Origin of the sequence: Pseudomonas sp. ICMP 10191 (assembly GCF_001467335.1) — a bacterium.
Taxonomy (GTDB): Bacteria; Pseudomonadota; Gammaproteobacteria; order Pseudomonadales; family Pseudomonadaceae; genus Aquipseudomonas; species Aquipseudomonas cerasi.
Genome location: NZ_LKGW01000001.1, coordinates 148,635 through 161,560, shown reverse-complemented (window position 1 = coordinate 161,560; position 12,926 = coordinate 148,635). Strand labels below are relative to the sequence as shown.

Sequence of the window (12,926 nt, the reverse complement as noted above, 5' to 3'; positions counted from 1 at the left end):
ACAGTCATTGGCGCTGGGTTTTTGGCCCTGAGCGCCGGGGATAATAACCACGATTTTCGGCGATAAGGCAAACAAAAAGTTACAAACCGCGAAAGTGTCCGTCAAACGGCACTGCTGTCCAGGCGGGAGAGCGGTTTGAAATTTCAGCGTCCGGCGGCGACTTTTCCCCGCACGCAATGCAATACTCGAAAACTGACTCACGCGAGCCCGGCCTCCATGACCCTCACCTACCGACGACTGACTCCGGCTGATGCACCTGCCTATCGCGCCTTGATGCTCAAGGCCTATGAACGTCATCCAGACGCCTTTACCTCCGACGTGAAGGAGCGCGAAGTGCTGCCTGCCCAGTGGTGGGAGAAGAGGCTCGATGACAGCGCTGACGCAACCGAAGTAGTGTTTGCCGCCGTTGAAGACGGTCTCTTGCTGGGTGTAGCCGGCCTTTGCGTCGAAACCCGAAAGAAGGCCCGACACAAATCGACCCTGTTCGGCATGTATGTGCCACTGGCGCACAGGAACAGAGGCATCGGCTCTCGATTGGTACGCAGCGTGCTCGACCATGCCCGAACCCGGCCCAAGCTTCTGGTCGTCCAGCTCACTGTCACGCAGGGCAACGCCGAAGCAGTCGGGCTGTACGAGCGCATGGGCTTCGTGACCTTTGGCATCGAACCCCTTGCAGTCGCTGTAGGCACCGGATTCGTCGCCAAGGTGCATATGTGGAAAGACTTGCGCGGGTAACCGGTCCACCCAGGTAACAGGCGCTTCAGCAATCGAACGCGTCAGCCGCTTCGGTCAGGGAATCGACGATCACGTCCCAGTCCTGTTCGGCGGTCAGGTCAGATGTCTGACCTGGCCCATGCTCGGCGGGACGTCGGACGAAAACGGTCTTGAAGCCATTCGCACGTGCGGCAGTCAGGTCGGCGTTATGCGCAGCCACCATGGCGACGCAATGCGGCGCCAGGCCCACTGCTTTTGCAGACTTCAGGTAGGTCTGGGGCATCGGTTTGTAGGTGCCGGCGATCTCCGCGCCGACGATGACGTCCCAGGGCAGTCCGCCGAATTTAGCCAGGTTGAGCATTCCGGCGATGTGTCCGTTCGATAGCGTACCGATCGAGAATCTGCGCTTTAATCGGGTCAGGCCTGCGACCGAGTCAGGCCATGGATCGAGCCGCTCCCAGGCCTTGTTCAGCTTGGCGAGCTCGGCCCCGGGGATGCTGCCGAAATCCACCTCGTGGCGCGCCAGCACGGTTTCGAGACTCTCACGGTTGAGCACATCGAGTGTCACGTAGGGGCGCTCACCCGCACGCACGCGCTGCATGGAAGGTTGATACAGGCTCCGCCACTGATCGGCAAAATCAAGGGGATCGATGTCCACGCCATGCCGCTGCAGAAAGGGCGCCGCGGCCCGCGCCACGCCGTTTCGCCAGTCGACAACAGTGCCGAATACATCGAAACCGAGAAACCCTATCTGTTCCAACCTGGCCATATTGCTCTCCCGAATCGTGCACAGTCGCTTATAGTTCTACAGAATTAGAACTATAGAACCAATCGCGCCAAAGAGAGTTGTTTCGGGCAGGCATTGCCCCATCTGTAAACGCAAAACTGCTCGGCGACTGATCAATCAACGGTAGATGGAGGATTCATGGACTACGTAAAGCTTGGCAACACAGGACTGGATATTTCCAGACTGTGCCTTGGATGCATGACATTCGGCGAGCCCGATGCCGGAACGCACCCTTGGACACTGGGCGAAGAAGCAAGCAGGCCGATCATCAAACACGCCGTCGAGCAAGGCATCAATTTTTTTGACACGGCCAACAGCTACTCGGCAGGCACCTCGGAAACCATCGTTGGTAAATTGCTCAAAGAGTTCACGCGTCGCGACGAGACCGTGATCGCAACGAAGGTGTTCTTTCCGGCGAACATGTGGGAAGGCTCGACCCGCCCTAACGAAAAGGGCCTCTCGCGCAAGGCCATCATGTCCAGTATCGACGCGAGCCTGACGCGACTCGGCACTGACTACGTTGACCTGTACCAGATCCATCGCTGGGACTATGACACGCCCATCGAAGAAACCATGGAAGCCCTGCACGATGTGGTCAAGGCCGGCAAGGCCAGGTACATCGGCGCGTCCTCCATGTACGCATGGCAGTTCGCCAAAGCCCAGCAGGTCGCAACCGCGCATGGCTGGAGCAGGTTCGTCTCGATGCAGAACTACCTGAACCTGGTGTATCGCGAAGAAGAGCGCGAGATGATCCCGCTGTGTATCGATCAGGGTGTCGGCCTGATGCCGTGGAGCCCGATGGCACGCGGCAGGCTGACCAGGCCCCATGGTCAGCAGACCGAGCGGACCAGAACCGACGTTTCCGGCCAGTCGTTTTACGAGGCGACGGAAAAGGAAGACGGTCGAGTGATCGATGCCGTGGAACAGCTTGCCGCAGAGCGCGGGGTACCGATGGCGCAAATCGCACTGGCTTGGGTGTTGGCCAAACGCGGTGTATCAGCGCCCATCGTCGGTGCTTCCAAGGCGACGCAGCTGGACGATGCCATCGCAGCACTGCAACTGGTGCTCAGTGATGAGGACATCAAACGCCTCGAGGCACCGTACGTGCCCCATGCAGTGACCGGTTTCGTCTGACCGGCGCTGCATAACCCCGGGACCGGCGAATGGCGTGAGCCTCGCCGGTTACCTGTTGGAGACTGCGACCACGAATACCCGTAAAGAACGCACCGCAGCTTTCGTAACTGTCACACCGTTCTGAAATAACACCTGTCTATGTCACTGTACGCAAATATCTATTAGTCAGTCAGTCGACTGGGCGGTATCGTCAGGCCATTCTGAATAAAGGCTCTTTGCCATTATTTAATTCGACTTTTTCTCTTGCCTCTTTCGGGTTCATTTCATGAAAAATCAGGTTTCTCTGGCTACGCGCATCGGCTTGGGATTTGCCGCTGTCGTATCGCTGCTCATCTTGATCACAGCCGTTGGCATTCAGCGGGTCGGGTTCATCGACAGCACCCTGGAAGACGTAGGCGAAAATGCCGCCAAGGTACAGCGCTATGCGATCAACTTCCGGGGCAGCGTGCACAACCGTGCAATCGCTTTGCGCGATGCCGTGCTGGTCAACAACGATCAGGACCTGGCGCTGCATCTGGCAGAGATGACCCGTCTTGAAAAGGACTATGTCGACTCGGCTGTACCGATGGAGCAGTTGTTCGCCAAGCAGAATATAAGTGCCGAGGAACGCCAATTGCTGCGTGGCATCAAGGAAATCGAACAGCAAACGCTCGGCTCTACCAAGAGCGTGATTGCCTTGCGCCGTGCCGGAGACATCGCCGGTGCCCAGGCCCTTTTGCTGAGCCAGACCTCCGGCGACTACAGCGAATGGCTGAAGCGTATCAACGCGCTCATCGACCATGAGGAAGCCTCGATCAGGGTTCAGCTGGATAATGTGCAGGCGACCGCCAGCCAGTTCCGTGGCCTGATGCTGCTGGCCACTGCGTTCGCTGTACTGCTCAGCATTGCGCTGTCGGCGTTCATCATTCGCTTCGTGAAAAAGACGCTGGGCGCGGAGCCTGTCGACGTTGCCGAGGCCATTCGCCGACTGGCTGCGGGCGATCTGCAGCAAACCATCACCACAGCGTATCCCGACAGCGTCATGGGTGTGCTGAAAACGGCGCTGAGCCGTCTTTCGGAAACCATCACCGAAGTGCGAATGGCCGCTCAGGAGGTCAGCCAGTCCTCTACCGTGCTGTCGGCAGCCTCCTCCGCCAACAACACCCAGATCATGGTGCAGACCCGTGAAGCCGAACAGGTGGCCACTGCGATCAGTGAAATGGCCGCGACGGTCAGTGAAGTCTCGGGCTACGCAGCACAGGCCGCAGATGCTGCGCGCCTGGCTGACAGTGAGGTGGCGAACGGCAACAGCCTCGTCGAAGGTACGACCACCGCCATCGAACAACTGGCGGCCACGCTGACTGAAACCACCAGCACCGTGGAGCAGGTGTCACGGCACGGCGAGCAGATCGAAACGGTGATCGAGGTGATCAACTCGATTGCCTCGCAAACCAACCTGCTGGCGCTCAACGCAGCCATTGAGGCCGCCCGCGCGGGCGAGCATGGCAGAGGTTTTGCAGTCGTGGCCGATGAGGTTCGTTCGCTGGCCAATCGCACCCAGCTGTCGACCCAGGAGATTCAAAACATGATCAGCACGCTGCAGGGTGGTACTAAAACCGCGGCACAAAACATGCGCGACAGCTGTGAACTGGTCAATCGCGCCGTGGAGCAGACACGCAATGCCCAAAGCGCCCTGTCGAGAATCAATCAGGAAGTGAGTGCGATCAATCACATGAACGCGCAGATAGCCAGCGCTTCGGTTCAACAGAGTTCAGTGGCAGAAGACGTTGCGATGAACATCACCAGCATCCACGACTCGACACTCAAATCCGCCAATGGATCGCAGCAGGTGGCTGCCGCCAGCGAGGAGCTGGCACAGCTTGCGGATCGCCTGACCCGCAAGGTCGCGTTTTTCAAGGCAGGCTGAGGGTGCAATGAGGTATCGCGACGATGCATTCGGCATCGCCGCGGTATTCCGCTATCGGCAGATCAGTCTGTGCAACTGACCGGTCTTGAGCTGCGCATCGCCAGCATCACGGTGAGCATGGACAGCGCGGCACACACCGCGCCGATCACGATGGCAGCGGTGAAGCCGGCCCGACCGGACGCCACGCCGCCAATGAACGCCCCGCCGCCAATCGACAGATTCACCACACAAACCAGCAGCGCCTGAACACCTTCCACGCGATCATTGGAGGCTTCGAAACACCAGATCTGCGTGGTGATGGGGATCATCCCGAAAGCGAACCCCCAGACCAGAATCACCGGCCAGAGCAGCCACGGGTTGCCGACGAACATCAGCAGCGCAGTCAGCGAACCCAGCATCAGCAGAGTCATGATCAGCACCGAGGACGGCGCACTTCTGGCCGCCAGGGCTCCACCGGCCAGATTGCCTGCAACCGCCGCCAGGCCGAACGCGAAAAGCAATGCCCCCAGGGCCTGGCCCTGAATATGCGCGAATTCCTGCACGAAGGGCGCAAGGTAAGTGTACGCCGCGAAGTGCCCCACATAGATCAACAGTGCGGCAGCGAACATTCGACGAATGCGCTGCTCGCCAGCCAATGACAGCATCTGGCTGATGCCGGCAGAACGCTCGCCCGGCAACGCAGGCAGGAAGAATGCGATCAACAACCCCACTGCCACCGTGACCACTGCCGCTGCTTCAAATGCCGCCCGCCAGCCGAAGGCTTCACCGATCAACGTACCGGCCGGAATCCCGGCGACGGTGCCGATCGAGACGCCGGCCAGCACATAGGCGGTAGCCTTGACGCCCTCCTTGCCCGGCCTCAAACGAGGCCCGAGCGAACCGGCAATCGTCCAGAATCCGCCCAGCGCGAAGCCGAGCAGGACCCTGCCCGCAAGGGTCAGCCAGAAGTGCGTGGACAGCGCGACGATCAGGTTGGATGCCAGCAATATCGACAACAGTCCGAGCAACAGGCGCTTGCGGTCGACATGACTGAACAGGGCAATACAGGACGGTGCCGAAATGGCCGCGAGGACGCCGGGAACGGCCATCATCAAGCCTGTCTGGCTGATGCTGGTTCCCAGGTCGTGAGCGATATCGGGCAGCAGCCCGACCGGCAGAAATTCAGTGGTGACGGTGGCGAACGACCCAAGCGATACGCTACCAACGGCCCACCATGAAGCGGGTTTTGTATCTACATTTCCAGCGGTTTCAAAGCGACTCACAGCGGTTCCAGAATTCGGGAATGTCAGCGACCAGCCACTCAGGCCAGCGCGTGGATGCGGCCAACCCTAACGTGTAAGCCCGTATCGAAGCCACCTTGCGAAAGAATTTTGTGTGGATGACGCGAGGTAAGCTCAGCCAGGACTGGCCATCAGGCCGATGCTCTGCGTCGAGGTTGCATGGTTGACGCAGAGCTTCACGAACGGCGTTCCCAAGCAGAGCTTGGGAACGATCACTCAACAACGACCCCAGGCCATGTGACCTACTTGTTGCGGGTCACTCTCCAGACGGTGTTTGCCAGGTCGTCGGCGATGATGAGTGCGCCTTTCGGATCAACTGTCACGCCCACTGGCCGGCCACGAGTCTTGCCGTCAGCTCCGCGGAAACCGGTTGCGAAATCCACAGGCTCGCCGGCAGGACGTCCTTTGCTGAACGGCACAAAGATCACCTTGTAACCCACTGGGTTATCGCGGTTCCAACTGCCGTGCTCGCCAACGAACACGCCGTCGGCAAACTTGTCGCCCATGGCCGGGATCGAGAACGACACGCCCAGTGCGGCGACATGCGAACCAAGGCTGTAATCAGGCTTGATCGCCGCAGCGACTTTGGCCGGATTCTGCGGCTGGGCACGCGTGTCGACATTCTGGCCCCAATAGCTGTAAGGCCAGCCGTAGAACGCGCCCTCCTTCACCGAGGTCAGGTAATCCGGAACCAGATCAGGCCCCAGCTCGTCACGCTCGTTGACCACCGTCCACAACTGCCCGGTGCCCGGTTGAATCGCCAGTGCCGTCGGGTTGCGCAGACCGGTCGCATAAGGCTTGTGCGCACCAGTGGCGGCGTCGATCTGCCAGACCATCGCCCGATCGATCTCGACCTCCATGCCGCGCTCGGTCACGTTGCTGTTCGAGCCGATACCGACATACAGGTAGCGGCCATCAGCGCTTGCCGTCAGCGACTTGGTCCAGTGGTGGTTGATCGCCGCAGGCAAATCGGTGACCTTGGTCGGCTCACCGCTGGCCTTGGTCTGACCTTCCTGATAATCGAAGCTGACCAGCGCATCCTGGTTGGCCACGTACAGCTTGCCGTTCGCGAAGGCCAGGCCATAGGGCGCATTCAGGTTCTCGGCAAAGACCGTTTTCAGCTCATACTTGCCGTCGCCGTCCGCGTCCCGCAACAGTGTCAGACGATTACCGCTCTTGACCTTGGTGTTGCCCTGGGCCTTGATGACGCTGGCAATCACGTCTTTGGGTTTGAGCTTGGCAGCGCTGCCGCCGCGCCCTTCGGCAACGATAATGTCGCCATTGGGCAAAACGATGGACTGACGTGGAATATTCAGATCACTGGCAATCGCCGTGATACTGAAACCCTCAGGCACGGCAGGCTTCTGATCGCCCCAAGCCGTCGGCTCGGCAATCTTCATGCTCGGCAACAGGCCACGTTGCGGGTCCGGCAACTTCGGGTCCGGTCCGCGCGCCTGAGTGCTGTCGGCTTCACCACCGCAGGCGCTCAGCAGCAGCGCCATGCTCAATGCAGTCAATGCGTGGATATTTCTCATTCTGCACCTCCGGAACGCAGGCTGGTGAGCCCGGTCCACGTCGCAACGCAGGCCAGAACAGTAACAATGACCGACAGGATCAAGCCAGACGGCATGACCGCCCAGGCGTCTTTCGCATGCTCGAAGGCATTGACCAGACCCAGCACCCAGGTAACCAGCAACAACAGGAAGTACACCACGGGACGACCGGCCTTGTGATCGGCGCGAACCAGATTAACCAGCGCAAACAGCAACGCCAGCCCGCAGAACAACAGGCCTCCGGCGATCAGCCAGGCGGCAAAGTTGCTCCACTGAACCTGAAAGGTCTGGTAATAGGCAATATCACTCAGCAAGCCGCCGAGAAACAAAGGCACGGTTCCGGCAAGCAAGGTCGCATGTAGCGGGCCTGGCGTGTAGCGGTAGACGGGATGGGTGGTTACGGTCATGACGGCTCCTTTTCGTTCGGCGACCCAGGATCAAAACTCAGCGCGGATGCGCTGGCAGGTCGGGGTCGCGCTGAATGCGCATAAGGAATGATCGTGCTGACCAAGCGATAGTTCAGCGCTTTTCATTTCGAAATATTTTGAAAACGCTATTGGCTTGCAGTGCGCTTGTTTCGCCGGCAACGCTCAGAGCAATAAAGCACCTCATCCCAGCAACGCGCCCACTTCTTGCGCCAGGTAAACGGCAGCCCGCAGACCGCACAGGTTTTGACCGGCAACTCACTCTTTTTCAAAGCGCCTCTCCGGCATCCAGTCTGGCCAGCAAGTGCTCGCCGCGCTCCCAGAGCGCCTTTTGCTTGGGCTCAGCCATGCGATCAAGGTTTTTATAGATAATCGCCATGCGCTGATTGCGACGTAAAAGGTCGCCATGACGCATCAGGAAATGCCAGTAGAGCGCATTGAACGGGCAGGCATCCTCAGTGGTGCTTTCAGTGACCTTGTACGCACAGCCGCGGCAATAGTCAGACATGCGTTTTATGTACTGACCGCTGGCGCAATAAGGTTTGGAGCCCAGATAGCCGCCATCCGCATGCATGACCATGCCCAGCGTATTGGGCAGCTCGACCCAGTCGAAGGCGTCCATGTAGATCGCCAGGTACCACTCGCAGATCTGCTCCGGCACGATGCCGGCAAGCAGGGCAAAGTTGCCGGTCACCATCAGACGCTGAATATGGTGGGCGTAGGCATGCTTCAGGCTCTGGCCAATGGCCTGACTCATGCAATTCATCTTCGTTTCGCCGGTCCAGTAAAACTCGGGCAGCGGCCGGCTGTTACCGAACAGATTGCCGCCCGCGTAATCGGGCATTTTCAACCAATAGACGCCACGCACATACTCACGCCAGCCGATCAGTTGGCGAATGAAACCTTCGGCGGCATTCAGCCCCACCCTGCCCGACCAGTACGCGGATTCAACGTCACTGCACACCTGGCGTAAATCCAGCAGCCCGATGTTCAGCGCCGCGCTGATCCGGGCATGAAACAGAAAAGGCTCACCAGTGGCCATGGCGTCCTGATAATCGCCGAAACCGGCCAGGCCGTAATCAAGAAAGTATTCCCATAGCGCTTGAGCATCGACGTGCGTAACCGGATAGTCGAAATCATCCAGCGAGCCATAATGGCTGGCAAAGCGCTCACCTACCAGCTCCAGTACCTGGCAGGTGATGGTGTCGGCGGAAAAGCGCAGCGGATATGGCGCTGCCACGCCCTTGGGCAGCGCCTTGCGGTTCTCGGCATCAAAGTTCCAGGCACCACCGACCGGCGTACCGTCGCCGTTCAACAGCAGCCTGCTTTTGCGGCGCATCTCCCTATAGAAGAACTCCATGCGCAACTGCTTCTTGCCGTGCGCCCACGACGAGAACTCGTCACGGGAACAGAGAAAGCGCGTATCGGCGTGCCACTGGATGGGCAACCCGCAGTCCTTGATCGACTGCTCCAGACGCCAGTCGCCGCACTCGGTGATGTGCAGCTCTTCTGCTCGCAACAGGGCCTGCCAGCGCTGTAACTCCCCCGGCACCGAGCCTGTGTTCTGCGGATCATCGAGCATGACGTACTGCACCCGAACACCACGCTCACGCAGCGCCTCGGCAAAATGACGCATGGCGCTGAAGATCAGCACAATCTTCTGCGGATGATGCGGCACATGACTCGCCTCTTCCATGACCTCGACCATCAGGACCGTGTCGCGCTCGGGGATCAGCCCCGCCAAGGATGCGAGATCGAAGGAAAGCTGATCGCCGAGGATCAGGTGGAGACGAGGGGCTTGGGTCAATGGAAGAGGCTCCGCAGTCATAAAAACTTGTACCAATGTAATTTCATGTACAAGATTTTCATAGCGCTTCTCGATGGAATACCCATCAGCCCCTTAAGACGACACACGCCCGACCTCAATGTGGAATGTGAAAATTTTGTTAACTATTTGTTCGCAGTGTCTTTTTCTGTGGGAAACAACCTGTCACACTAATGCGAACCATTATCAACACTATTATCATCCTGCCATGGAGGGCATCGAGGGAGTGTCGGGTCCATGTCGGGGCAACAATCACAACGCAGTAATCGTTTCACACCGGGTCTGCTGGCCATGGGCATCTGGGCTGCCACCACGCAGGCAGCCTTTGCCGCTGAGGAACAGCCCGCCACGACTATGGAACTGGGCGCCACGCAGATCAGCAGTGATCAACTTGGCTCCACCACCGAAGGCAGTCAGTCCTACACCACCGGCCCGATGCAGACCGCGACCAAGTTGCCGCTGACCATTCGTGAAACGCCGCAGGCCGTGACGGTCGTCACCCGTCAGCGCATGGACGATCAGGCCATGACCAGCATCAATGATGTGGTCAGGTACACGCCCGGTCTGTTCCTTGATCAGTCCAGCGGCCCCGGTCGGCAAACCTACACGTCGCGCGGCTTCGACATCGACAACATCATGTACGACGGCCTGCCCGCCTCGTACTCGGGCTACACGGCAGGCGTTCAACCCAATCTGGCCATGTTCGATCATGTCGAGGTGATCAGGGGTGCGACTGGCCTGGCGACAGGGTCTGGCAATCCTTCGGCAGCGATCAATATGGTGCGCAAGCGCCCTACCGCCGTGCCACAGGTCACCCTCACCGGCACGGTCGGGAGCTGGGACGATTACCGTGGCGTGTTTGACGCGTCCGGCCCACTGAACGACAGCCGCACGGTTCGCGGCCGGATAGTCGGTTCCTACCAGGATGCCAACAGCTTCCGCGATAAGGAAAAGAGCGATCACGGCGTGTTCTACGGGGTGGTCGAAGCCGATCTGAGTGACGCGACGACCGCCACCCTGGGCCTGTCTCGTCAGGAAGATCAGACCAACTACTTCTGGGGCGGCCTGCCCCTCGGCGTCGATGGTCACCACCTGAACCTGCCGCGCTCCACCTATTCCGGCTCGGATTGGGAAAACAAGAAAATCCAGATAGACACCGTGTTCGGTGAGCTGGAGCACCGTTTCGACAATGACTGGAAACTGCGCGTAGCAGGCTCGAGTTCGTCGCTGGAGGGCCTGTTTTCGGGCACCTATCTGTCTCGCTACAACGGCCCGCTGGAAACCACGGCCTACCAGTCGAGGCCGGAAGAGAAGCAGACCGCCTTCGATGTCTATGCCAGTGGACCGGTCGAAGCCTTCGGCCGCACTCATGAAGTGGTGGTCGGCACCAGCCGGCGCGTATACGACCAGACCAGCAAGGAGTACAGCCCTTACGACACTGGTCTGCCCATCGGCGCGCCAAAGCCGGACTTCGTCCGCGATGGCAAGACGCACAGCATCGCCACTCAGGACGCAGTCTATCTCACCACACGCCTGAGCCTGGCCGATCCGCTGACCCTGATCCTCGGCGGCCGTCTGGACTGGTACGACTACGATGACCGCGCCGGCGATGAAGACTACAAAGTCACCCGTAACCTGACGCGCTACGCAGGGCTGATCTATAAGCTGGATGAACACCACTCGCTGTACACCAGCTACACCGATGTCTTTCAGCCGCAGAGCGCACAGGACCTGTCCGGCAAGGTGCTCAAGCCGGTGGTCGGCGAAAACTATGAAGTCGGTATCAAGGGTGAATACTTCAACGGCGCCCTCAATACCTCCCTGGCGGTGTTCCAGATCGACCAGAAAAACCTCAAGACCCAGTCACCGACCCAGGCGGGCTGCGCGGTCCTGACCTGTTACGACGCTGCCGGTCTGGTACGCAGTCAGGGCGTCGAGATGGAAGTGCAAGGCGCGCTGACCGAGAACTGGCAAGTCGGCGCAGGCTACACCTACGCCCGCACCCACTACCTCAAGGACGCCGATCCGACGAAAAAGAACCAGCGTTTCGACACCGACACGCCCGAGCATCTGTTCAAGGTGTCGACGGTCTATCGCCTGCAGGGCGCACTGGAGAAAATGCGTGTCGGCGGCAACGTCTACTGGCAGAGCCGCATGTATAACGACATCGCACTCACCGATGGCAGCTATCGCCTGGAACAGGGCAGCTACGCCGTCGCCGACCTGATGGCGGGGTATCAGGTGAGCAAGAACCTCGACCTGCAACTGAACGCCAACAACATCTTCGACCGTACCTACTACACGGCAATTGGCGCAAGCTCGGTATGGGGCTCCACCGACGTGTACGGCAACCCGCGCAGCTATGCGTTGACGGCCAAGTACAGCTTCTGAACCTGAGCTACGCTGCTACCGGGCATGCTCGGTAGCGGCGTGGTTACGCCTTACACCCCAAACGCCTTCGCCATCCCGCCCGCCCCTTTGGGCGTCAGCTTCAACGCTCTGGAATCCAGATGGCGGCTTACCCAGCCACCCTTGAGCATCAGTTCCAGCAGCGCCGCCCCCAGAGCGCCACCAATGTGCGGGGTGCGTTCACTCCAGTCCAGGCAGATATAGACGCTCTTCGACAGCGTCCGGACTTTATTCAACGGGCCTGACAGCGACGTGATGATACTGGCACTCACTGCCAATATTCAGGCGTCAGCACTACTTGCGCTTATCAGCACGCCACCGCATGAAAAGCCAGAGAAAACCAAAAAACAGAGCGATCACTCTGCTTTTTAAAAAGATGATTAATCCCTAAAAAATCAAAAAATACCAGATTATATTGTCGTAAAAGCTATTAATATGGAATTAAAACAAAATAAATACCAAATATACGATACTATAATTTAGCACTTATCAACTATATAAAATTTAATTCGTGTATTTTACCTTTCAGCAATTTTCTGTTTTTCACGCACGCTTTGAATGAACTGTCAGCGGCCCTGAGCTGCCGACTTGCCTGTCTGCCTGTTTCATATTTCTGTTTGGAGATTCTCCCGATGGCCAGCCCCCTGCTGCCTGTTGTTGCCACTTTACTGATGTCCCTTGCCGCCCTGCCGGTATCTGCCGCTGACAGGCAGAACCCGCTGCCATCCACGTCGAGCGAGCGCCGCGCAGAGGTCGATGCTCAGCGTGAGCAGATCACCGGTGCCGACGCTGCCGTACAGAAAACGCCCAATGGCGCGCAAACGGTGGTGGATGCGCCGATCGACACTGCTGACGCCCCTGCCGGCAATGAAGACCACTGAGTGACCCACTGA

The 12,926-nt window shown here is 58.9% G+C and carries 11 protein-coding genes and 2 pseudogenes; 6 read left to right on the top strand and 7 right to left on the bottom strand.

The features are described from left to right. Positions 1–216: 216 nt before the first annotated feature. Positions 217–735: a GNAT family N-acetyltransferase gene (locus tag AO388_RS00575; RefSeq protein WP_058415907.1), complete on the top strand. Its 519-nt coding sequence runs from the start codon at positions 217–219 to the stop codon at positions 733–735. Between the two features lie 25 nt (positions 736–760). On the opposite strand, the gene AO388_RS00570 is transcribed toward AO388_RS00575, so the two are convergent. Beyond that, positions 761–1,483 carry a haloacid dehalogenase type II gene (locus AO388_RS00570; RefSeq protein ID WP_058415906.1) on the bottom strand — a complete coding sequence of 241 codons (723 nt, stop codon included), beginning with the start codon at positions 1,481–1,483 and terminating at the stop codon, positions 761–763. Between the two features lie 156 nt (positions 1,484–1,639). Between AO388_RS00570 and AO388_RS00565 the strand changes: the two genes are divergently transcribed. From AO388_RS00565 to AO388_RS30140, 3 genes and pseudogenes are all read left to right on the top strand, one after another. Then, positions 1,640–2,635: an aldo/keto reductase gene (locus AO388_RS00565; protein ID WP_004413987.1), complete on the top strand. Its 996-nt coding sequence runs from the start codon at positions 1,640–1,642 to the stop codon at positions 2,633–2,635. A gap of 265 nt (positions 2,636–2,900) precedes the next feature. Continuing rightward, a pseudogene (locus AO388_RS30145) lies at positions 2,901–3,410 on the top strand (MCP four helix bundle domain-containing protein); the annotation flags it as partial. Between the two features lie 72 nt (positions 3,411–3,482). After that, positions 3,483–4,541 carry a methyl-accepting chemotaxis protein gene (locus tag AO388_RS30140; RefSeq protein WP_442963817.1) on the top strand — a complete coding sequence of 353 codons (1,059 nt, stop codon included), beginning with the start codon at positions 3,483–3,485 and terminating at the stop codon, positions 4,539–4,541. Between the two features lie 62 nt (positions 4,542–4,603). Here AO388_RS30140 and AO388_RS00555 read toward each other — a convergent pair whose 3' ends face one another. The 5 genes from AO388_RS00555 to AO388_RS00540 form a co-directional block, all read right to left on the bottom strand. Next, positions 4,604–5,803, bottom strand: a complete 1,200-nt coding sequence (locus tag AO388_RS00555; protein WP_058415904.1) for an MFS transporter — start codon at positions 5,801–5,803, stop codon at positions 4,604–4,606. Positions 5,804–6,063: 260 nt separating this feature from the next. Continuing rightward, positions 6,064–7,356, bottom strand: a complete 1,293-nt coding sequence (locus AO388_RS00550) for a PQQ-dependent sugar dehydrogenase (RefSeq protein ID WP_058415903.1) — start codon at positions 7,354–7,356, stop codon at positions 6,064–6,066. Then, the gene (locus AO388_RS00545; RefSeq protein WP_003368607.1) at positions 7,353–7,781 is read right to left on the bottom strand and encodes a DUF2231 domain-containing protein; all 429 of its coding nucleotides are present in this window, start codon (positions 7,779–7,781) and stop codon (positions 7,353–7,355) included. Before AO388_RS00545 ends, AO388_RS00550 begins: the two co-directional genes overlap by 4 nt. A 146-nt stretch (positions 7,782–7,927) precedes the next feature. Further along, positions 7,928–8,071 carry a DUF2256 domain-containing protein gene (locus tag AO388_RS26850; protein WP_003368606.1) on the bottom strand — a complete coding sequence of 48 codons (144 nt, stop codon included), beginning with the start codon at positions 8,069–8,071 and terminating at the stop codon, positions 7,928–7,930. Further along, entirely contained in the window at positions 8,068–9,627 is a 1,560-nt protein-coding gene (locus AO388_RS00540; RefSeq protein ID WP_080266360.1) for a cryptochrome/photolyase family protein, read from the bottom strand. Before AO388_RS00540 ends, AO388_RS26850 begins: the two co-directional genes overlap by 4 nt. A 234-nt stretch (positions 9,628–9,861) precedes the next feature. Here AO388_RS00540 and AO388_RS00530 point away from each other — a divergent pair, with 234 nt between their 5' ends. After that, a complete protein-coding gene (locus AO388_RS00530; RefSeq protein ID WP_003368604.1) occupies positions 9,862–12,015 on the top strand; it encodes a TonB-dependent siderophore receptor in 2,154 nt (717 codons plus the stop codon). 50 nt (positions 12,016–12,065) lie between these two features. Here AO388_RS00530 and AO388_RS00525 read toward each other — a convergent pair. Next, positions 12,066–12,236: pseudogene (locus AO388_RS00525) on the bottom strand (ArsR family transcriptional regulator); the annotation flags it as partial. A gap of 429 nt (positions 12,237–12,665) precedes the next feature. Between AO388_RS00525 and AO388_RS00520 the strand changes: the two are divergent. Continuing rightward, complete coding sequence (locus tag AO388_RS00520) at positions 12,666–12,914, top strand: hypothetical protein (protein ID WP_002552767.1); 249 nt, start codon at positions 12,666–12,668, stop codon at positions 12,912–12,914. Positions 12,915–12,926 lie beyond the last annotated feature (12 nt).